Annotated in this window: 20 protein-coding genes; 15 read left to right on the top strand and 5 right to left on the bottom strand. The window is 62.9% G+C overall.

Annotation, left to right across the window (positions count from 1 at the left end; genetic code table 11):
* The first annotated feature begins 107 nt into the window (after positions 1 to 107).
* The 6 genes from BLW25_RS13535 to holA all read left to right on the top strand — a co-directional run bounded on the left by BLW25_RS13535 (position 108) and on the right by holA (position 7,058).
* A complete protein-coding gene (locus BLW25_RS13535) occupies positions 108 to 1,247 on the top strand; it encodes an alpha/beta hydrolase (protein ID WP_092899875.1) in 1,140 nt (379 codons plus the stop codon).
* Between the two features lie 64 nt (positions 1,248 to 1,311).
* Positions 1,312 to 2,466 carry a succinyl-diaminopimelate desuccinylase gene (gene dapE / locus BLW25_RS13530; RefSeq protein ID WP_092899873.1) on the top strand — a complete coding sequence of 385 codons (1,155 nt, stop codon included), beginning with the start codon at positions 1,312 to 1,314 and terminating at the stop codon, positions 2,464 to 2,466.
* Positions 2,466 to 2,879 carry a GNAT family N-acetyltransferase gene (locus BLW25_RS13525; RefSeq protein ID WP_092902073.1) on the top strand — a complete coding sequence of 138 codons (414 nt, stop codon included), beginning with the start codon at positions 2,466 to 2,468 and terminating at the stop codon, positions 2,877 to 2,879. The genes dapE and BLW25_RS13525 overlap by 1 nt, the downstream gene beginning before the upstream one ends.
* 61 nt (positions 2,880 to 2,940) lie before the next feature.
* Positions 2,941 to 5,499 (top strand): leucine--tRNA ligase, encoded by a 2,559-nt coding sequence (gene leuS / locus BLW25_RS13520; RefSeq protein WP_092899871.1) that lies wholly within the window; start codon positions 2,941 to 2,943, stop codon positions 5,497 to 5,499.
* A gap of 21 nt (positions 5,500 to 5,520) precedes the next feature.
* Positions 5,521 to 6,042: an LPS assembly lipoprotein LptE gene (lptE, locus tag BLW25_RS13515; protein ID WP_253188442.1), complete on the top strand. Its 522-nt coding sequence runs from the start codon at positions 5,521 to 5,523 to the stop codon at positions 6,040 to 6,042.
* A complete protein-coding gene (gene holA / locus BLW25_RS13510; protein WP_092899869.1) occupies positions 6,042 to 7,058 on the top strand; it encodes a DNA polymerase III subunit delta in 1,017 nt (338 codons plus the stop codon). The genes lptE and holA overlap by 1 nt, the downstream gene beginning before the upstream one ends.
* Before the next feature lie 94 nt (positions 7,059 to 7,152).
* On the opposite strand, the gene BLW25_RS13505 is transcribed toward holA, so the two are convergent.
* Positions 7,153 to 7,671, bottom strand: coding sequence for a DUF3576 domain-containing protein (locus BLW25_RS13505; RefSeq protein WP_092899867.1), 519 nt, complete (start codon positions 7,669 to 7,671; stop codon positions 7,153 to 7,155).
* A 350-nt stretch (positions 7,672 to 8,021) separates the two neighbouring features.
* Between BLW25_RS13505 and BLW25_RS13500 the strand changes: the two genes are divergently transcribed.
* Together BLW25_RS13500 and BLW25_RS13495 are read left to right on the top strand one after the other, a co-directional pair.
* Positions 8,022 to 9,017: a porin gene (locus BLW25_RS13500; protein ID WP_092899865.1), complete on the top strand. Its 996-nt coding sequence runs from the start codon at positions 8,022 to 8,024 to the stop codon at positions 9,015 to 9,017.
* 122 nt (positions 9,018 to 9,139) lie between these two features.
* Positions 9,140 to 9,796: a YggS family pyridoxal phosphate-dependent enzyme gene (locus BLW25_RS13495; protein WP_092899863.1), complete on the top strand. Its 657-nt coding sequence runs from the start codon at positions 9,140 to 9,142 to the stop codon at positions 9,794 to 9,796.
* Here BLW25_RS13495 and BLW25_RS13490 read toward each other — a convergent pair.
* Both BLW25_RS13490 and ribA read right to left on the bottom strand, forming a co-directional pair.
* Positions 9,784 to 10,275: a L,D-transpeptidase family protein gene (locus tag BLW25_RS13490; protein ID WP_253188440.1), complete on the bottom strand. Its 492-nt coding sequence runs from the start codon at positions 10,273 to 10,275 to the stop codon at positions 9,784 to 9,786. The genes BLW25_RS13495 and BLW25_RS13490 overlap by 13 nt on opposite strands.
* Positions 10,276 to 10,304: 29 nt before the next feature.
* Positions 10,305 to 11,417, bottom strand: a complete 1,113-nt coding sequence (gene ribA, locus BLW25_RS13485; RefSeq protein WP_092899861.1) for a GTP cyclohydrolase II — start codon at positions 11,415 to 11,417, stop codon at positions 10,305 to 10,307.
* 155 nt (positions 11,418 to 11,572) lie between these two features.
* On the opposite strand from ribA, the gene BLW25_RS13480 reads away from it, so the two are divergent.
* Together BLW25_RS13480 and BLW25_RS13475 are read left to right on the top strand one after the other, a co-directional pair.
* Positions 11,573 to 12,259: a response regulator transcription factor gene (locus BLW25_RS13480; protein WP_092899859.1), complete on the top strand. Its 687-nt coding sequence runs from the start codon at positions 11,573 to 11,575 to the stop codon at positions 12,257 to 12,259.
* Positions 12,260 to 12,735: 476 nt separating this feature from the next.
* Entirely contained in the window at positions 12,736 to 13,524 is a 789-nt protein-coding gene (locus tag BLW25_RS13475; RefSeq protein WP_092899857.1) for an exodeoxyribonuclease III, read from the top strand.
* Between the two features lie 94 nt (positions 13,525 to 13,618).
* Here BLW25_RS13475 and BLW25_RS13470 read toward each other — a convergent pair whose 3' ends face one another.
* Complete coding sequence (locus tag BLW25_RS13470; RefSeq protein ID WP_092902064.1) at positions 13,619 to 14,188, bottom strand: TlpA family protein disulfide reductase; 570 nt, start codon at positions 14,186 to 14,188, stop codon at positions 13,619 to 13,621.
* Positions 14,189 to 14,213: 25 nt separating this feature from the next.
* Here BLW25_RS13470 and argH point away from each other — a divergent pair, with 25 nt between their 5' ends.
* From argH to BLW25_RS13450, 5 genes are all read left to right on the top strand, one after another.
* Positions 14,214 to 15,617: an argininosuccinate lyase gene (gene argH, locus BLW25_RS13465; protein WP_092899855.1), complete on the top strand. Its 1,404-nt coding sequence runs from the start codon at positions 14,214 to 14,216 to the stop codon at positions 15,615 to 15,617.
* Between the two features lie 27 nt (positions 15,618 to 15,644).
* Positions 15,645 to 15,776, top strand: coding sequence for a porin (locus tag BLW25_RS23995; protein WP_143040514.1), 132 nt, complete (start codon positions 15,645 to 15,647; stop codon positions 15,774 to 15,776).
* Position 15,777: 1 nt separating this feature from the next.
* Complete coding sequence (locus BLW25_RS13460; protein WP_092899853.1) at positions 15,778 to 16,014, top strand: hypothetical protein; 237 nt, start codon at positions 15,778 to 15,780, stop codon at positions 16,012 to 16,014.
* 87 nt (positions 16,015 to 16,101) lie between these two features.
* On the top strand, positions 16,102 to 17,376 hold the full coding sequence (lysA, locus tag BLW25_RS13455; RefSeq protein WP_092902061.1) for a diaminopimelate decarboxylase: 1,275 nt from the start codon (positions 16,102 to 16,104) through the stop codon (positions 17,374 to 17,376).
* Positions 17,377 to 17,418: 42 nt separating this feature from the next.
* Positions 17,419 to 19,935, top strand: coding sequence for a DUF4175 domain-containing protein (locus BLW25_RS13450; protein ID WP_092899851.1), 2,517 nt, complete (start codon positions 17,419 to 17,421; stop codon positions 19,933 to 19,935).
* Between the two features lie 95 nt (positions 19,936 to 20,030).
* Here BLW25_RS13450 and BLW25_RS13445 read toward each other — a convergent pair whose 3' ends face one another.
* Positions 20,031 to 20,687: a hypothetical protein gene (locus BLW25_RS13445; RefSeq protein WP_253188438.1), complete on the bottom strand. Its 657-nt coding sequence runs from the start codon at positions 20,685 to 20,687 to the stop codon at positions 20,031 to 20,033.
* Between the last annotated feature and the right edge of the window lie 134 nt (positions 20,688 to 20,821).

Raw genomic sequence — 20,821 nt, 5'->3', positions numbered from 1 at the left:
GCTCCTGAGTATTTTCATGACGGGGAAGGGCAGTTCCTGACCGGATTGAAACATCTGGTGAAGCGGCGGGGCTTGACCGGTTGCGGCAGGCCGGTCAGGAAAGAGGCATGAGAATTTTTGTTGCCCTTTTGGCGTTTGTCCTGTTCGCCTCCTGCGCGCCGCGCGGGAACTTCGTGATGCTTGAAGAGCTGACGCCAGAAAAGATCGCGCTGGCCGAAGAGGTGTCGATCCGGGTGCCGATCTATGTCGGCACGTCGCGGCGCGAAGAGAATGGTGAATTCGGGTTCGCGCGGTCGGATTTCGCGACTTTCATGCGCTATGACATCCTGATGCCACGTGAGCATAAGGTGGGCGAGGTCACCTGGCCGAAATCGGTGAAGCGGGCGGATCCGACCAAGGATTTCCTGACGCTCGCCGATCAGCAATTCGCGACGGCGGGCGATTTCCGCAAGGAACTGGCGAAGAATCTGGGGCAGCGTGGCAGTCGTGACGTGACCGTCTATGTGCATGGCTTCAACAATACCATGGCCGAAAGCATCTATCGCGTCGCGCAGATGCATTACGATCTGAAAGTGCCGGGCGTGGCGGTGCATTATGCCTGGCCCTCGCGCGGGTCGGCGCTTGGCTATGTCTATGACCGCGATTCCGCTTTGTTCGGACGCGACGGACTTGAGGCGTTGCTCCGTGAGATTGCCGGAGCCGGAGCCGAACGGATCATCATCGTGGCCCATTCGATGGGCGGCGCCCTGACGATGGAGACGCTGCGTCAGGCCTCGATCCGTGGGGATCGCAAAGTGATGGACCGCATGGCGGGGGTGATCCTGATTTCACCCGATCTCGATGTTGATCTGTTCCGCGCCCAGGCCCATGCCATGGGAAAACTGCCGCAGCCCTTCCTGATCTTTGGCAGCACCCGCGACACTATTCTGAACATCTCGTCGCGCATCGCAGGTGCGCCTGACCGGTTGGGCAATCTGACGGATCTGCGGCCGATCTCTGATCTCGAGGTCACCTATTACGACACCGCCGCCTATAATCAGGGGGCGGGGCATAACAACCTCGGAACCTCGCCGGCCCTGTTGCAGGTGCTGGGCGGCATCGCCAATATCGACGCGGCCTTCCGGGCCGAGGCGCGGACGCGGGTCGGGCTGTTGCCGGGCGTGGTGCTGACGGTGAAGAATGCGACGGCGATTGTGCTTTCGCCGGTTGAAGCGGTTGCGGCGGGGAATACCGGTCTGGCAGACTGAGGCCCCGGTTGCCCCGCGCGGCAGCCGGGACTATGGCTGTTGCAATCGCCTGAAGGAGACCCCCATGACCGATTTCACCCCGGTTGATCCGGCTGAGCTGACCGCTCGGCTGATTCGCTGCAACTCGGTAACGCCGGCAGAGGGGGGCGCGCTCGTCTTGCTGGAGGCGTTGCTGAGCGAGGCCGGGTTTGCCTGTACCCGGGTGGATCGTGGTGGGATCGCCAATCTCTATGCCCGCTGGGGCATACGGGGGGCGAACCGGTCCTTCGGCTTTAACGGTCATACCGATGTGGTGCCGGTGGGAGATGCTGCGGCCTGGACCCAGGACCCGTTCGGCGCGGTCGTGGTCGATGGCTGGATGTATGGGCGCGGCGCCACCGATATGAAATCCGGGGTGGCGGCCTTCGCCGCCGCTGCGGTGGATTTCGTGCGCGAGACCCCGCCCGATGGCGCGGTGATCCTTGCGATCACCGGCGATGAGGAAGATGTCGCCGAACATGGCACCGTGGCGCTGCTGGACTGGATGGCGGAGCAGGGCGAGCGGATGACGCATTGCCTGGTCGGCGAGCCGACCTGCCCCGATGTGATGGGCCAGATGATGAAGATCGGCCGGCGTGGCAGCCTGACCGCCTGGTTCACCGCCGAAGGGGTGCAGGGCCATTCCGCCTATCCGCATCGCGCGAAGAACCCGATGTCAGCGCTGGTGAAGCTGATGGCGCGGCTGGAGGCGGAGCCGCTGGACGAGGGATCAGATCATTTCGACGCCTCGACCCTCGCGATCACCACGATTGATTGCGGCAATAAGGCCACCAATGTGATCCCGGCCAGGGGGACGGCCATCGTCAATATCCGCTATAATGACCTCCATACCGGAGAGAGCATTGCGACCTGGCTGCAAAGCCATGCCGCAGTGGTTGCGGCGGAAACCGGGGTGCGGATCACGGTGAAGACCAGCAATTCCGGCGACAGTTTTCTAACCGTGCCGGGCGAATTTTCCGCGATGATCCGCGAGGCGGTCCAGGCAGAGACCGGCGTCAGCCCGGATTATTCCACGAGTGGCGGCACCTCGGATGCGCGCTTCATCAAGGATCACTGCCCCGTGGTCGAATTCGGCCTGGTCGGCAAGACCATGCACCAGGTCGATGAACGGGTGGAGATCGCGCAGATCCACCAGCTGAAAGCGATCTACAGCCGTATTCTCAGGGATTATTTCGCGTGATCCGGGTTGCATTGACGGATGATCTGGCCGCCTGCCAGGCACTGCGGCGCCGCGTTTTCATCGAGGAACAGGCGGTTTCCGAGGGCGATGAGCTCGACGGGCGCGATGGCGAGGCGCTGCATCTGCTGGCCACAGACGATCAGCCGCTCGGGACCGCGCGGATCCTGATCGAGGGTGCGACTGGCAAGATCGGCCGGGTCTGCGTGCTCGCGCAAGCGCGCGGGCAGGGCATCGGCCAGGCGCTGATGCGCGAGGCGGTCGCGGTTTTGCGCACGCAGCCCGGTGTCACCCGCGCGAAACTGGGGGCACAGATCCATGCGCTAGGCTTTTACGAGGCGCTCGGCTTTCGGGCCTTCGGGCCGGAATACCTGGATGCGGGAATTGCCCATCGCGATATGGAGCTGATGCTGTGATCCTTTACCTCTGACGCCGGGAGGGGTAATTCCCTCTCTGTCAGATACAGAGGCTCAACCCATGTCGCGCTACGAACCCGGTCAGATCGAGAAGAAATGGCAATCCGCCTGGGATGAGGCCGGGGTTTTCACCGCGAAGGCCGACCCGTCAAAGCCGAAATATTACGTGCTTGAGATGTTCCCCTATCCGTCGGGGCGCATCCATATGGGCCATGTGCGCAATTACACCATGGGCGATGTGGTCGCGCGCTATAAGTCGTCCTGCGGATTCTCGGTGCTGCACCCGATGGGCTGGGATGCTTTCGGGATGCCGGCGGAAAACGCGGCGATGGAGCGGGGCGGCCACCCGAAAGACTGGACCTATGGCAATATCGCCGTGATGAAGGACCAGATGAAGCCGCTGGGCCTGTCGATCGACTGGAGCCGCGAATTCGCCACCTGCGACCCGGAATATTACGGCCAGCAACAGTCGATGTTCCTCGACATGCTTGAGGCGGGGCTGGTTTACCGCAAGGCCGCCGTGGTGAACTGGGACCCGGTCGATATGACCGTGCTCGCCAATGAGCAGGTCGAGAACGGGCGCGGCTGGCGTTCGGGTGCGCTGGTGGAGCGCAAAGAGCTGACGCAATGGTTCTTTAAGATCTCGGCTATGGCGGATGATCTGCTGAGCTCGCTCGACGGGCTGGAGAAATGGCCTGAAAAGGTACGCCTGATGCAGGCGAACTGGATCGGCAAATCCCAGGGGTTGCAATTCGCGTTCGAGACGGTGAATGCGCCGGAAGGCTTTGACCGGCTGGAAGTTTACACCACCCGCCCCGACACGCTGGGCGGCGCCAGCTTTGCCGGGATCTCGGCCGATCATCCGCTGGCAAAGGCGCTGGCCGAGAAAAACGAGGCCATTGCGGCCTTTGCCGCCGAATGCCGCAAGGGCGGCACCACCGCCGAAGAGATCGAGACCGCTGAAAAGATCGGCTTCGATACCGGCGTGCGCGTGCGTCATCCGCTGGACCCTTCCATTGAACTGCCGGTTTGGATCGCGAATTTCATCCTGATGGATTACGGCACCGGCGCGATCTTCGGCTGCCCGGGCCATGACCAGCGCGATTTCGAATTCGCGACCAAATACAGCCTGCCGATCATCCCGGTCTTCGTCCCGGAAGGCGAGGCCGAGACGGCGCTCACGGAACCCTTCGTCCCGGCGAAATCCGAGCGCGTCACCTATATCCGCAATGTCGCGGGGGCCGAGGTCAAAACCGGCGAACAGGGCATCCTGGACGCCATCGCTCTGGCCGAGGAAAAGGGCTTCGGCGAGGGCGTGACCAAGTTTCGCCTGCGCGACTGGGGCCTGTCGCGCCAGCGCTATTGGGGTTGCCCGATCCCGGTCGTCCATTGCCCGACCTGCGGCGTGGTGCCCGAGAAGAAAGAGAACCTCCCCGTCGAGCTGCCCTATGATGTAAGCTTCGACAAGCCGGGCAATCCGCTCGACCGTCACCCGACCTGGCGCGATGTCCCTTGTCCGAAATGCGGCCAGGCGGCAAAGCGCGAGACGGATACGATGGATACGTTCGTCGATTCGTCCTGGTATTTCACCCGCTTCACCGCGCCGCGCGCGACCACGCCGACGGTGATGGAGGATGCGGAATACTGGATGAATGTCGACCAGTATATCGGCGGCATCGAACACGCGATCCTGCATCTTCTGTATTCGCGCTACTTTGCCCGTGCGATGAACGTGACCGGCCATCTGCCCGCCAAATCGCGCGAGCCGTTTGACGCGCTGTTTACCCAGGGCATGGTCACGCATGAGATCTACAAGACCATCGATGACAAGGGCCGCCCGGTTTACCATCTGCCGGAGGATGTCCTGCGTTCCGATGCGGGCGTGACGCTGGCGGATGGCACTGCGGTCGAGGTGATCCCTTCGGCCAAGATGTCGAAATCAAAGAAGAACGTCGTCGATCCGATGAGCATCATCGCGTCTTACGGCGCAGATACCGCACGCTGGTTCGTGATGTCGGACAGCCCGCCCGAGCGGGATATCGAATGGACGGCCTCTGGTGCCGATGCCACCAGCAAACACCTGACCCGCGTCTGGACGCTGTCGGACCGGGTCGCCTCGATGCCATCGGATTACGCCGGCACGGCTGACCTTGAGCTGCAAAAGGCAGTGGCGCGGGCGGTGGTCGAGGTCACGAAGTCGATTGAAGGCTTTGCCTTCAACAAGGCGATTGCCGTGCTTTACGGGCTGACCAATACACTGGCGAAAGCCGATGCTTCGGCGCTGGTGGCGCGCGATGGGATGCGGGTTCTGGCGCAGCTGATGCAGCCGATGACGCCGCATCTGGCCGAGGAAATCTGGGCCATGCAGGGCGGCGAAGGGCTTTGTGCTCAGGCTGGCTGGCCGAAAGCCGATCCGGCGCTGCTGGTCGATGATGTGATCACGCTGCCGATCCAGATCAATGGCAAGAAACGTGCGGAAATCAGCGTGCCGAAGGATCTTGCCTCTTCCGAGGTTGAAAAGCTGGCGCTGGCCCATGAGGATGTGGTGAAATTCCTCGGTGGCAATGCGGTGAAGAAGATCATCGTGGTGCCGGGGCGCATCATCAACGTCGTCGCGTGACGGCATCAAGGGGCTGAACCCGTGGGGACTGACCGCCGGACCTTCCTGCTGATGCCGCTGGCGCTTGCCGCCTGCGGCTTTACTCCCGCCTATCAGAAGGGCGGACCGGCCGAGGCCCTGCTGGGCCAGGTGCGCGCGGCGGACCCCGATACCAAAGAGGCTTTTGCCTTTGTGCAGCGAATCGAGGAGCGTCTCGGGCGGCCCGAGCGCCATCTCTATGACCTCGACTACGCCATCACGACCAAAACGGATGGTGTCGGCGTCACCGCAGACAACCGCACCACGCGCTACAATATCTCGGGGGTCGTGACCTTCCGGATCTCGGATACGCTCAGCGGCGCCGTGCTCGCAAGCGGGCGGGCGCAAAGCTTCACCGCGTTCAACGCGACCGGCTCGACCGTGGCGATGCTGGCGGCAGAGGAAGATGCGCAAAGCCGGCTGATGTCGATCCTGGCCGATCAGGTCGTGGCGCGGCTGATCGCAGAAATGGCGGCGCTGCAAAGGCGCAACAGCGCGCGCGCCTCTGGTCCGTCGGCCGGCTGATGCTGCTGCGCGGCGCCGAGGCCAATCGTTACATGGCAAAGCCTGACCCCGCCCGCGCGGGGCTTCTGATCTTTGGTGCCGATACGATGCGGGTCGCGCTGAAACGCCAGGCGGCGATTCTCGCGCTGATCGGGCCCGAAGGCGAGGCCGAGATGCGGCTTGCGCGCATGTCGGGCGCGGATCTGCGCAAGGACCAGGCGGCACTGTCGGATGCGGTCAGGGCGGTCGGTTTCTTCCCGGGCCCGCGTGTGGCCTTTGTCGAGGATGCAACCGACGGGCTGACCGCGACCTTTACCGCAGCGCTGAAGGACTGGAAGCCGGGTGATGCGGTGATCATAGCCACGGCGGGCGATCTGAAGGGCAAATCGACGCTTAAGTCACTGTTTGAAAAGCTCCCCCATACGGTTTGCATCGGGCTTTATGACGATCCGCCGACGCGCGAAGAGATCGAATCCGAACTGGCCAGAGCCGGTCTCGCGCAGATCCCGCCAGCGGTGATGGATGATCTGACGCAACTTGCGCGGGCGCTGGATCCGGGTGACTTCCGGCAGACGCTTGAGAAGATCGCGCTGTATAAATGGCAGGATCCGACGCCTTTGACACCGGATGAGGTCGCGGCGCTGGCACCGGCAACGATTGACGCCGAGGTGGATGAGCTCCTGAATGCCGTGGCCGAGGGGCAGAGCCGTCAGGTCGGCATGTTGATGCTGCGGCTGGGAGGGCAGGGCGTGTTGCCGGTAACCCTCTGCATCCAGGCGCTGCGGTATTTCCGCACACTGCATATTGCGGCAAGTGATCCGGGCGGTGCAGGCAATGGCTTGCAAAAGGCACGGGTCTTCGGGCCGCGCCGGGATCGGATGCAGGGACAGCTCAGGAAATGGGGGATGCGCAGCCTGGAACCCGCCATCGCCGATCTGGTCGAGGCTGATCTGACGCTGCGCTCGACGATGAAAGTGCCAGGGCTTGCGCTGGTCGAGCGGGTCTTTCTGCGGATCGCCGCGCGGGCGGGGCGCTGATCCCTGCCTGCGCCGCCTTGCTGCAAGGCATATTCTTCTGTGACATGAAAAAGGCGGCCGAAGCCGCCTCTGGTCGTCTCGGTTCTGGCTGTGGTCAGAGCTTGGTGTCCCGGACCCGGAGCTGCCGCGCCCGGGTGAGAATCGCATCCTCCACCGCGCGAACGGTCTCGGGCGCCACTGCGCCGCCGCCCTGGCTTTGAAGCGAGAGCTTCAGGCTGCGTGCCTCGAGCGCCGGATCCTGAACATAGATCGTAGCGCGGTAGGCACGCCCCCCACCCGGCGGGCGGCCATAGCCGGTGACGATTACGCCGGTAAAGGGGTCAATGCTTTCGATCGGCAGGAAATTCAGCACTTCAAGCGAGGCCTGCCAGATATATTTGTTCACCTCGACAGTGGTGTTCGGATCTGCGCCATTGCCGAAGAGATTCCAGATCGTGCCGCCGGCGCGGTTTGATCTTTCGCGCGAATTGCCCAGTTCTGCCGTGCCCTGCTTGCCGGCGGTCGCCCCGGTGCGGGCGTCGTCTGCGGTTCCACCAGTATTGCCGCCGCAGGCCGCAAGGGTAACAAGCAGGCCGCCACAAAGCAGGCTGCGCGCGGATTTCGCCAGAGCCATCGGAAACTCCCGTTTAACTTAAACGGCTGTCTAGCTTAGCCACCTGTGTGGAACAAGGCTTTTTGGCCTGCAAGACCCCGGCGGCGGCGGCGCCATGCCTGTATTGCCGCTTTAATGGGGCAATAGCAGAGGCCGCGTTCCGGGCGAGGGAGTTGCGGCAGTACGCTCCGGATGGGCCGCTGTCAGGGGCCAAAAACGCACTGTGACTTTGCTGCACCACAGGCGAGGCGTTTCCGGGCGCGGCGCGGCATCATCGTTGCAATCAGGCCCCGAGAAGCAGAAATACGATCCATACCCAATTCGGATTCCCCTGAGTTGGGCCATCCTTGGAAGTCAATCGAGGGAATACGATGAAAAAGCTTCTTATCGCAACCACCGCACTGGTTGCTGGCGCTTCGGCCGCCGCTGCTGATGTGACCATCTCGGGCTACGGCCGTTTCGGTCTGCAGTATATCGAAGATCGTGGTGTTACCCCGGGTTCGGGCATCGCTGGGACCGAAGAAGAAACCCAGATCGCTGGTCGTCTGCGTCTGAATATCGACGCTACCACCGAGACCGATGTCGGCGTGACCTTCGGCGCGCGTCTGCGTCTGCAGAACGACCTGGGCAACGACACCACCGTCGGTAACAAGGCCCGCTTCTCGGTCGGCTACGAAGGTCTGACCGTTCAGGTCGGCAACGTCGACACCGCATGGGACTCGGTTCGCCTGACCTATGATTCGGAAATGGGCTTCGATGACAGCTCGTTCGGCGATGCGCAGAACGGCTTCTTCGCCTATAACTCGAAAGGCGCAGATTCGAACCAGAACAGCAACTACGCCGGCGTTGCTGCGTTCTATTCGATCGCCGATGTCAATCTGTACTTCTCGTACGTCGACCCGGATCAAACTGCTAAAGACCTCAGCATCGTTCCTGGTCTCCTCGCTAATGACGAAGAAATCGGCCTGGCTGCTGACTGGTCGAACGGCCAGATCTCGGTCGCTGCCGGCATCAACCTGTCGTCGCAAGGCATCAAAGACAACGATGACTACTTCATCGGTGCGGCCTACAACTTCGGCGACGGCAATGTCGGCCTGAACTACTACGACTACAACACCGCTGCTGGTGGTGTTTCGGACTCGACGCAAGTGACCCTTTACGGCAACTACACCTTCGGCGCGACCACGCTGAAAGCATATGTGTCGGATTGGGATCGTGCCGGCTACGACACCGCTTACGGTATCGGCGCTGACTACTCGCTCGGCGAAGGCGCTCGTATCTCGGGTTCGATCCAGTCGGGCTTCGGCGATGCAGCTGGCGCCAACAACGGCACCAAAGCTGATCTCGGCGTTCGCTTCGACTTCTGATCTTAACGGATCAATATCTTTGGAAAGAGCGGGCATTGCCCGCTCTTTTCATTTCCGGCGTTTCCCTTCTGTGCCCGGGCGTTGTAATCAGGGCGCGTTCTGAGGCAGCAAAGGTGCGGGCAATGTCACTTACCGGGATCACCGCAAGGCTGCGCGCCGCCGAACTGGCCGCGGGCCGCGAAGCGGGCTCTGTTACGCTGATTGCGGTTTCGAAAGTACAGCCCGGCCCGCGGGTCGAGGCGGTGCTGGATGAAGGCCAGCGCGTCTTCGGCGAGAATTACGTCCAGGAGGCCGCGTTCAAATGGCCCATCTGGAAGGCGAAATACCCCGGCGTAAAGCTGCATATGATCGGGCCCTTGCAAAGCAATAAGGCAAAGGTCGCGGTCGATCTTTTCGATGCGATCCATTCGGTTGACCGCCCCTCGCTGGCCGAGCGGCTGGCGACCCTTGCCAATGCGCGTGGCGCCAGTCCCGATATTTTCATCCAGATCAACACCGGCGAAGAGCCGCAAAAGGCCGGTATCCTGCCGGGCCAGGCCGATGATTTCATCTCGGCCTGCCGCGCGATGTATCTGCCGGTCGTCGGGCTGATGTGCATTCCGCCAGATGGCGAAGACCCGGTGCAGCATTTTAAAATGCTGGCCGGGATCGCGGCGCGAAACGGGGTCGAGGGGCTCTCGATGGGGATGAGTTCGGATTTCGAGCTCGCCGTGGCGCATGGGGCAACCCATATCCGCGTCGGCTCGGCGATTTTCGGGGATCGTGCCTACGCGAAATAGGGCACGATCAGCCTTGTCCCGTGGCGGATGCGCCGCGCGATCCACAAAAGATCGGGCTGTGCAAAGGCGACGCAGCCGGCGGTGGGCCAGCCCGGGCGACGCCAGGAATGCAGGAAGATCGCGGATCCCCGGCAGGGTGTCGCATCGGGCCAGTTCCAGTCGGTGACCAGAACCAGATCATATTGCGGGTCAGAGCGGCGCAGATCCTCATGCGAGAAACCATGCGGCGCCCGGACATGGGAATTATAGGCCGGGTCACGGCTGTCATCTGACCACAGATCGCCCGGGATCAGCGGTTCTGCCCAGGCCGGCACATCGGCCCGGGCCAGCCGGTCGGGGCGGTAGAAGCCGCCAACGATATGATGCAGCCCGAAAGGCGTCGCTCCATCGCCCTCACGTTTATCGCGCGAGATGCCGCCACGCCCGATGGTGCAGGCGAAACGGCGACCCCGGAACAAAAGCCCTGTAGGGCTCAGCACAAGGTCCTCAGCGGTCTGTCCCGGGTGGATCACAGCAAATGCCCCGATCTGGCGGCCTTGGTGGCCAGATAGGCCGCGTTTTCGCGGGTCTTTCCGACCTTCAGCGGCACACGCTCGACCACTTTCAGCCCGCAGCTGTCCAGCATTGCCACTTTGCGCGGGTTGTTGGTCAAAAGCCGCACCTCGCGAAATCCGAGACCGCGCAGGAGTTCGGCCCCGATGCGGAAATCGCGCTCATCATCTTCAAACCCCAGCCGGTGATTGGCATCGACCGTATCAAAGCCCTGATCCTGCAGCGAATAGGCGCGCATTTTATTCGCAAGGCCAATGCCACGACCCTCCTGGTTCAGATAGAGCAGGACGCCCGCGCCCTCGTCGCCCATCTGGGCAAGCGCAGCGTGAAGCTGCGGGCCGCAATCGCATTTCAGCGAGCCCAGAACGTCTCCGGTGAAACAGGCGGAATGAAGCCGCGCCAGCACCGGGCGGTCGCGCGCGGGCTGGCCGACTTCGATCGCATAATGTTCGTCGCCGCCGTCATCGGGGCGGAAGATATGGAGCCGCCCCGCACCGGCCAGTGCCATTGGCAGCCGCGCCGAGACCACGTCGGCAAGCGGTGCCAGCCGCGAGAGGGCCGGCAGTGCCTCGTCGATCCTGAGGAAGGTCAGCCCGTGATCGGCGGCCAACAGCAGCGGGTTTTCGACCCGCACGAGCAGCGCCGCCGGTAAAAGATGTGCCGATTTCGCCAGCAACACCGCCGCCCGGTGCAGCGCGCCCGAGCCGCCATAAAGCCCCCGCACCGGCCCCTTGAGCGGCACGCGCAGATCATCCTGCGGATCGGCGATGGCCTTGAGCCAGGCAGTATCGGCGCCCGGTGGCACTGCGATCCGGGCGATATCGCCGTCACAGGCAAAGGCTTTCAGCGTCTCGGCCCGCCAGGCGGTCAGTGCCAGTTCCGGCTCGCCAAAGCTGCGCAATGCGCTCAGGCGCGGTGGCTCCAGCGGCTCGATGGCGATAGCAAGTGCGGCCTCGCCCTCGCCTGCCAGCACCACCGGCACACCCATCCGCAGATCGCCGCGCGCGCGCGAAAGGCGCTCGGTGATATCGGGTCCGAGAGAAGAAAAGGCACCGGCAGCTGCAGTCATGACGCGTCTCCTGACCCCGTTTATCTGGGCGCAGGATGACAGAATTGAAATATTTCCTGCTCCTGCGACACGAGGCCGTGACTCCCTTGTCGCAAATCTTGCGGGAAATGTGAACGCGGCGCATTTGTTTCCCAAGCAAACGAAAGGACCGTATCATGGCCCAGCTTCGCAAAATTCTTCTGGTGGATGACGATGACGACCTGCGGGAGGCATTGTCCGAACAATTGGTGATGACCGAGGATTTCGATGTCTTCGAGGGCCGCACTGGCGCCGAAGGGATGGAGAAGGCCAAGGCGGCGATCTATGACCTGGTGATTCTCGATGTCGGGCTGCCCGATACCGATGGGCGCGAGCTGTGCCGCCGGATGCGCAAATCGGGGGTGAAATGCCCGATCATGATGCTGACCGGCCATGATACCGATGCCGATACCATTCTGGGACTTGATTCCGGCGCGAATGATTACGTGACCAAGCCGTTCAAGTTTCCGGTGCTGCTGGCGCGGATCCGGGCGCAGCTGCGCACCCATGAACAGTCGGAAGACGCAGTCTTCCAGCTTGGGCCCTACAGCTTCCGTCCGGCCCAAAAGCTCCTGGTGGATGAGAAGGACAAGAAGATCCGTCTCACCGAGAAAGAGACCAATATCCTGAAATTCCTGTACCGCGCCCAATCGGGTGTGGTGGCGCGGGATGTGCTGTTGCATGAGGTCTGGGGCTATAATGCCGGGGTCACGACCCATACACTTGAGACGCATATCTACCGGCTGCGGCAGAAGATCGAGCCCGATCCCTCGAATGCGCGGCTGCTGGTGACCGAAAGCGGCGGGTACAGGCTTGTTGCCTGAGCTGTCACTGTAAAGCCACTGTGCCGCCGTCCCGATAAAAGTCGCAACAATTCGACATAATGTCGCTTGATTCACCGCGCCTTAATGGATTGCTGCCCATTATGGCAGGGTGACGCCGGTACGACCTGATGGCGTTTCGTGAAAGAGTTCCCCTTGTCGTGTCGGGGTTATGACACGACAACCTCCCTGTTGGACTGGCCGGGCTTTTGCCCGGCCTTTTTTTGCCATCTGTTTCGACCGGGTCGGTTGGCATGGCAATGCCCGGCGCGGGTGTTGCGTTCTTGCAATAATTCTTGCCGTCTGAGCGGGCCAGTCTTGCCTCATGCTTCGTGCCGGGCCTGTTTGGTGCTAGATTCTCCGGACCTCCCTGTTGGACCTTGCCCGGTATCTCGCGTTTCTCATCTGCGGTGCCGGGCTTTCTTTTGCGCAGCCATCGGCCTAGTGTCCGCTTCGGATCATGACTGCCGGAGAGAGAGATGAGCTTTACCCTCGCCACCTGGAACATCAATTCCGTGCGTCTGCGCGAGGGGCTGGTGTCAAAGCTTCTTTCGGAAGACGCGCCGGATGTACTTTGCCTGCAGGAGATCAAGACACCGATCGACAAATTCCCGACCGAAGGCTTTGCGGCGCTCGGCTATCGCTATTTGGTGGCGCGCGGGCAGAAAGGGTATAACGGTGTCGCGATCCTGTCGAAACTGCCGCTCGAAGATGCGGGGGATCGCGATTATGCGGCGCTCGGCCATGCGCGGCACGTGGCGGCAAAGCTGGAAAATGGCGTGACCATCCATAATTTCTATGTGCCGGCGGGAGGGGATATTCCCGACCGGGCGCAGAATGTGAAATTTGGCCAGAAGCTCGATTTCCTGACCGAGATGCGGGATGCCTTCCATGCTGACCGGCCGGAGAAGGCGATCCTGGTCGGCGATCTGAATATTGCGCCGCGCGAGGATGATGTCTGGAGCCATAAACAACTGCTGAAGATCGTCAGTCATACGCCCATCGAGGTCGAGCATCTCGGCGCGGCGCAGGATGCAGGGAACTGGGTCGATATCACCCGTCAGGACATCACCGAAGGCAAACTCTATTCCTGGTGGAGCTACCGCGCTGCGGACTGGGACGGGGCCGATAAGGGGCGACGTCTGGATCATATCTGGGCGACGCCCGATATCTCGAATGCCGGCCACGGTTCAAAGATCCTGCGCGCGGCGCGGGGCTGGGAGCAACCTTCCGATCATGTCCCGGTCTTCGCGACATTCGATCTGTAAGCGGAGCCGATTTCTTTCAAGAAATCGGCCCGTTTTGTTGCACAAAACGATGACGGCCGGGTCAGGCTGACGGGCTCTCTCTTGTCGCCGTGCCCTAGTGGCCAGCCACCAGCGCTGAAAGCACGGATTGCGCATTCGCGCTGTCCCATTCCGCATCGCCGATCAGCCGGGCTACCTCCTGGCCTTCGGGGTTCAGGATCACGGTTACCGGCAGGGCCATCACCCCCATCCGGCTCGAGAGCGCAGATTTCGGGTCACGCAGGATCGGCAGGCTGGTGATCCCGGCCTCGGTGTAAAAGCGGCTGATCGCGGCGGGCTCGTTCCGGCCAGTCGCGACCGGCACGACGGCGATGTCGGGCATCGCGAGCTGCAGCCGGTTCAGAGATGGCATTTCGGCCCGGCAGGGCGCGCACCAGGTGGCCCAGAAATTCAGAACCACCCATTTGCCGCGGTAATCCTCCAGCGAGGCGGGCGTATCGTCGAGCATGACCAGCTCTGCCGCTGGCAGATCCTTCGGGGTCTCATGCAGCTGGAGCTTTTTCATATCGCCCTCGCGCAGGCTCGCCGCATCGCTGACGGCATCTCCGCCTGCACCCTCGGCCAGGGCTGCATTTGCACCAAGCGCCAGCGCGGTATAAAGAGCCGCCAGAAACAGCCGCATCACCAACTCCATCTCTCCGAGGGCCCGCATGTCTACTGAGGACCAGTCCAAAGCCGCAAACCAGATGTGGGGCGGGCGTTTTGCCGAAGGGCCGGATGCGATCATGCAGGCGATCAACGCCTCGATCGGATTCGACAAGCGGCTTTATGCCCAGGACATTGCTGGCTCGCGCGCCCATGCCGCGATGTTGGCGGCCCAGGGCATCCTTACCGATAGCGATGCCGGGGTGATCCGGGAAGGCCTCCTCACCGTCTTGTCAGAAATCGAGGCCGGTAATTTCCCGTTCCGGGTCGAGCTGGAGGATATTCACCTCAATGTCGAAAGCCGCCTGACCGAGATCGTGGGCGAGGCGGGCAAGCGTCTGCATACCGGGCGGTCGAGAAATGACCAGGTAGCGGTCGATTTCCGCCTTTGGGTGCGCGATCAGTGCGACGCGGCGATTTCCGGTCTGAGCGCCCTGATGCGTGCCTTTGTCGCCCAGGCGGAACAGGGGGCTGACTGGGTCATGCCGGGCTTTACCCATCTGCAAACCGCGCAGCCTGTGACCTGGGGCCATCACATGATGGCCTATGTCGAGATGTTTGCCCGCGACCGCTCGCGGTTTGAAGATGCGCGCAAACGCATGAATGAAAGCCCGCTGGGGGCCGCTGCACTGGCCGGGACCAGCTTTCCGATTGACCGTCATATGACCGCCGAGGCGCTTGGTTTCGACCGCCCGACCGCGAACAGCCTTGATTCGGTGTCAGATCGCGATTTCGCGCTGGAATTCCTGTCCGCCGCCTCGATTACCGCGATGCATCTGTCGCGTTTCGCCGAAGAGCTGGTGATCTGGTCCTCGGCGCAGTTCCGTTTCGTGCGGCTTTCCGACAAATGGACGACCGGCTCGTCGATCATGCCGCAAAAGAAGAACCCTGATGCGGCAGAGCTTCTGCGCGCTAAACTCGGGCGTATTCTCGGCGCGACCGTGGCTTTGTTCACCATCATGAAGGGCCTTGCCCTGACCTATTCCAAGGATATGCAGGAAGACAAAGAGCAGGTCTTTGACGCGGCTGACAACCTTATGCTGGGTCTCGCGGCCATGACCGGCATGGTCACGGATATGGCGGCGAACCGCGACAGCCTGACGCTCGCGGCGGCCTCCGGCTTCTCGACGGCGACCGATCTGGCGGACTGGCTGGTCCGCCGGCTCAACCTGCCCTTCCGTGAGGCGCATCACGTCACCGGCACCCTGGTCGGCATGGCGGAAAAGGCGGGGATCGACCTGCCGGATCTGAGCCTTGACCAGATGCAATCCGTTCACCCCGGCATCACGGATGAGGTCTTCACCGTGCTGGGTGTGGAAAACTCGGTCAATTCGCGCGTCTCTTATGGCGGAACCGCGCCGGTCAGGGTGCGCGAACAGATCGCGCGCTGGAAAGCGCAGCTCGCCTGAGCCACGATCCGGAAAAGGGAGTCTCCGATGCGTCTGATTGCGTCTCTCGCAGTGACTGTTCTTCTGGCCGCCTGCGGTGTCGCGGGCGAGCCGAAGCATCCTGAAGAAAAGGTCAGCTTTTCGGGCAGCCTGAGGCTCGGCGCGAGCCATAGTTTCTGAGATGATCCGGGCGGGCCTGATCCTTTGCATCATTCTGGCGGGTTGCGCGCCCAGACGCGACCCGCTGGCGGAGGGTCAGGTGGTCTATGACCCGACGTTAGGGCTGCATGTGTCGCGGACCGGAACCGTCATTCCGTCCGCTTCGGCCAATGTGGCGGGGGTGACGGTCGGCGCCAGTACCGGCGGCGGATATGTCGGCACAAGATTCGGGCCGATCCGCCTCAGCACCGGGTTCTGAGCCGCCCCCTCCGGGGCATCGCCGAATTGCGCTCTTCCGGCGCTCTGCTATAGCAAGGCGCGGATGCGGGATGCGAAAGGGCAGGGCATGGATCATTTCCTTTACCAGGGCGGCATTCTTCATGCCGAGGATGTGGCGATCCCCGAGATCGCGGCCGGGGTCGGCACGCCGTTTTACGTCTATTCCACCGCGACCCTGACCCGCCATTTCAGCCTGTTTTCCGAGGCGCTGTCACCGCTGCCGCATCTGGTGTGTTTCGCGATCAAATCGTTGTCGAATGTCGCGGTGCTCAAGGTGCTGGGCGATCTGGGCGCCGGCATGGATGTGGTGTCAAAAGGCGAATATCTGCGCGCGAAAGCCGCAGGCGTGCCGGGCGAACGCATTGTTTTCTCAGGCGTTGGCAAGACCCGTGACGAGATCCGCACCGCGCTGGAAGGCGGCATCCGCCAGTTCAATGTGGAATCCGAGCCCGAGCTGCGGGCGATTTCTGAAATCGCGACCGAACTGGGCAAGGTGGCCCCGATCACCGTTCGCGTGAACCCGGATGTCGACGCGAAAACCCATGCCAAGATCGCGACCGGCAAATCCGAGAACAAATTCGGCATCCCCATCGCCCGCGCCCGCGAGGTCTATGCCGAGGCCGCGAAACTGCCGGGCCTGAAAGTCATCGGCATCGACGTGCATATCGGCAGCCAGCTGACCGAACTCGCGCCGTTCGAGGCCGCTTTCGACAAGGTGGCCGAACTGACCGAAGTGCTGCGTGCTGACGGGCATGAGATCACCCGGCTCGACCTTGGCGGCGGGCTGGGCATTCCTTACACGCGCTCGAACGAGGCGCCGCCTCTGCCGGTCGAATATGGCCAGATGATCCGGCGCAAGCTCGGCCATCTCGGCTGCGAGATCGAGATCGAGCCGGGGCGGCTGATTTCCGGCAATTCCGGTATCCTGGTCTCAGAGGTCATCTATGTGAAAAACGGCGAGGGACGGGATTTCCTGATCCTCGACGCTGCGATGAATGATCTGGTGCGCCCGTCGATGTATGATGCCTGGCACGATATTGTGCCGGTGACCGAGGGTGCGCCCGGTGATCCGACGCAACCTTTCGATGTGGTCGGCCCGGTCTGCGAGACCGGCGACACTTTCGCGAAAGCGCGCGATCTGCCGCTGCTGAGCGACGGCGATCTGGTCGCCTTCCGGTCGGCGGGGGCCTATGGCGCGGTGATGGCCAGCGAATACAACACCCGCCCGCTGATTCCCGAAGTTCTTGTCAATGGGCATCAATTCGCTGTCATTCGGGAACGCCCTACCTTTGACGAAATCCTCGCGCGCGATAGACTGCCCGCGTGGATGAAGGATCAGTAACCTCCGCGCGGCCGAAAGGCCCTGGCGGCGAAGGGAGAACGGATGGCAGCGCGACAGCCCGCCCCGAGCAGTGACAGCGCGACCATCGCGGCGCTTCAGGCCCTGAAATGGCCGCGTCGCCTGACGCTGGCAGGGCTGTGGGTCGAGCGTCTTTCACGCGCCTTCTGGCCGCTCTGGACCGTGCTTTTGCTGGCGTTTTCGGCGGCGGCTTTCGGGCTGCATGAGGTCGGAACGCTCTTGCAGGTGCAGATCGGGCTGGGGGTCGTGGCGCTTCTGGTGCTGGCCTCGCTGATCTGGGGGGCACGCAAATTCCGCCGCCCCACCGCGGACGAGGCGCTGATCCGGCTTGATGCGTCACTGCCCGGGCGCCCTATTGCGACTTTGCGGGACAGCCAGGCGATCGGGGCCGATGATGCGCAATCATCGGCGGTCTGGCGGGTGCACCTGGCGCGGATGGCGGAAAAGGCCCGCGCGGCCCGTGCGGTGCCGCCGGATCTGCAACTCGCGTCGCGCGACCGCTGGTCTTTGCGCTATGTCGCACTGACGGCAGCGGTGATGGCGGCTTTGTTCGGATCGTTCTGGCGCGCGGCCGAGGTTGTGGCCATCGGTCCCGGCCCCGCCCAGGCGATTCCCTCCGGCCCGGTCTGGGAAGGCTGGGCACGACCCCCGGCCTATACCGGCAAGCCGGTACTTTACCTCAATGACATCACGGCGGGCGAATTCGAGGTGCCGGTTGGCAGCCGTATCCAGATCCGCGTCTATGGCGACAGCGCGGATGCGCAGATCGAGCAGACCATTGCGCGGGTTGCGCCCCCCGCCCCGGAAGGCGAGGCCGCGAGCGCGATCCCGGAAGGGCTGAAAGGCCTGACAGAGCTGGTGGTCAGCCAGTCTGGCCGCCTTGCCATCGGCGGCCCGGGCGGGCGCGACTGGCAGGTCATCGCCACGCCCGACACCGCGCCCACCATCGCCGTTTCGGGCGAGATGGGCCGCGAAGCGGATGGCCGGTTCAAACAGGAATTCAAGGCAAGCGACGATTACGGTGTCACCGCCGGCCGCGTGACGATCAGCCTGCAACCCGAGAAAGTCACCCGCCGCTACGGGCTGGAGATCGAGCCGGAGCCTTTCGCGCCGGTCACGCTCGACCTGCCGATGCCGATGAAGGGCAACCGGACCGAGATCACCCAGACGCTGGTCGATGATCTTTCGGAACATGTCTTCTCGAATATGCCGGTCAGCATGGTATTCACCGCACTTGATGCTGCCGGGAACGAGGGCAGCGCCGCGCCCTATGAGGTGACGCTGCCCGGCAAGCGCTTTTTCGATCCGATGGCCAATGCGGTGATCGAGATGCGGCGCGATATTCTGTGGAACCGCGAAAACCTGCCGCGCGCGCTGGAGCTCTTGAAAGCTATTGGCAACCGGCCCGAGGAACTGACGCGTTCGCAGAATGCCGCGAAACGGCTGAGGGTGCTGGTGCGCCAGGCCGATGCGATGACCCTGCCGCTGACCGATGGGCAGCGTGACGAGGTGGTCAAAGAACTCTGGGATATCGCCTTCATGTTCGAAGAGGGTGACCTGGGGAATGCGTTCGAGCGGCTGCAGCGCGCCCAGGACCGGCTGGAAGAGGCGATGCGCAATAGCGCGTCACCCGAGGAAATCGACCAGCTGATGAAAGAGATGCAGCAGGCGATGCGCGAATATCTCAAGGAACTGGGCCAGCAGGCGCAGCAGAACGGCGACCGCCAGGATGGCGAGGGGGCCCAGCAGGGCGGCCAGACCATCACCCAGGACCAGCTGCAGCAGATGCTCGACGAGATCGAGCGGCTGATGAAAGAGGGTAAGACCGCCGAAGCGATGGCGCTGATGGAAGAGTTGCGCCAGCTGATGGAAAACCTCCAGGTGCAGCAGGGTCAGGGCCAGGGGCAGGGCGGTGAAGGCCAGGGCCAGGGCACGATGAAAGACCTGGGCGAGACGCTGAAAGACCAGCAGGGTCTCTCGGATGATGCCTATCGCGACATGCAGCGTGGCCGGAATGGTCAGCAGGGCACCGATCCGGGCGATCTGGCGGATCGTCAGCGCGAATTGCGCGACAAGCTCAATGAGATGCAGAACGGCAAGCTGCCGGGCGATGGTTCGGCAAAGGGCGAAGAAGGGCGCGAGCGGCTGGGCGAGGCCGAACGCGCGATGCGCGAGGCCGAAGAGGCGCTGCGTCAGGGTGATCTTGCCGGTGCGCTCGACAAACAGGCCGAAGCGATGGAGCGGCTGCGTCAGGGTATGCGCGATTTCGGCGACGCATTGGCGGATCTGGAACGCGAACCCGGGGCCGAAGGCGGCAACCAGGAGCCGCGCGACGCCCGTCGGGTCGACCCGAATGCGGTCGATCCGCTCGGGCGCGAGCCGGGCGATTCGGCGCGGATCGGGTCTGACCGCAATATGGTGCAGAACAACCCTGATCAGCGCGCGCAGGAACTCCTGGACGAGATCCGCCGCCGCTCGGGCGAGGCGGGGCGCCCGGATGCCGAACTCGACTATCTCAAGCGCCTGCTTGATCTGTTCTGACGTCCAGCGGCGAAAACCTGAAAAGAAAAACCGCGCCGGATGCAGCGGCGCGGTTTTTTTTCAGGGTATTGGCCTTTCGGAGACGGGCCCGGGCCTCAGCCGCCGGTCTGCGGATCGCCTGTCAGCGCCTGAGTCGCATCATCCATCAGCGAATTGAGCCAGTTGCGCAGGTTGTCGACAAAGAGAACATAGGCCTGCAATGCGCCTTCCAGCGCCGGTACCGCCGCGACGATACGGTCGGAAAAAACATAGAGCAGCGCTGCGATCACCAGCACCAGAATCGCCAGAAGGAAGCCGGTGCGGAAACTGCCCCGGGTCAGATCCGGCAGCGAATCCACCTCGGCTTCGGGATCGAAGCGGTTGTCATCGGGCTGCAATGTGGAATTGATTTCCTCGACGTCGGGCAAGAGATCGCGCCGCGCCGTCGGGCGGGCGGGCTCCGGCTCGTCGAGATCTTCGCCGCGCAGCATGGCCAGGCGCTTTTGCTGGGCGGTCATTTCCGGCGTGGGCGCGGGTATTGACAGCTCGGGCTGCGATTGCAGCCCGGTATCGGCCTCGGCCCTGCGATTTGTATTGCGCTGCGCTTCGGCTTTGCGGGCGCTGGCCTCGCGTTCGGCTTCTTCGCGCAGGATTTCCAGCACGGCCTCGTCCAGGTCACGGCGTACCGGCTCCGCTGCAGGGGCCGGGGGTGCGACCGGCGCGGCTGCAGCCTTGCCGGCCAGAGCGGCTTTCAGCGCATCGGTGCCAGTCATGTTGGGGCCAGTCAGGTCGGCACTGTGCGCGGGTGCCGCCTCAGCCTCTGCCACATCTGCGATGCCCGCGACGACGTCGGGTTCTCTGGAAGCCGCGGCACCTTCGTATTTTTTTGCTGATCTTTCAGCAGTAT

It is taken from the genome of Rhodobacter sp. 24-YEA-8 (genome assembly GCF_900105075.1).
GTDB lineage: Bacteria > Pseudomonadota > Alphaproteobacteria > Rhodobacterales > Rhodobacteraceae > Pseudogemmobacter.
The sequence above is the reverse complement of the archived record's forward strand: the minus strand, read 5'-3'. Positions and strand labels throughout refer to the sequence as shown.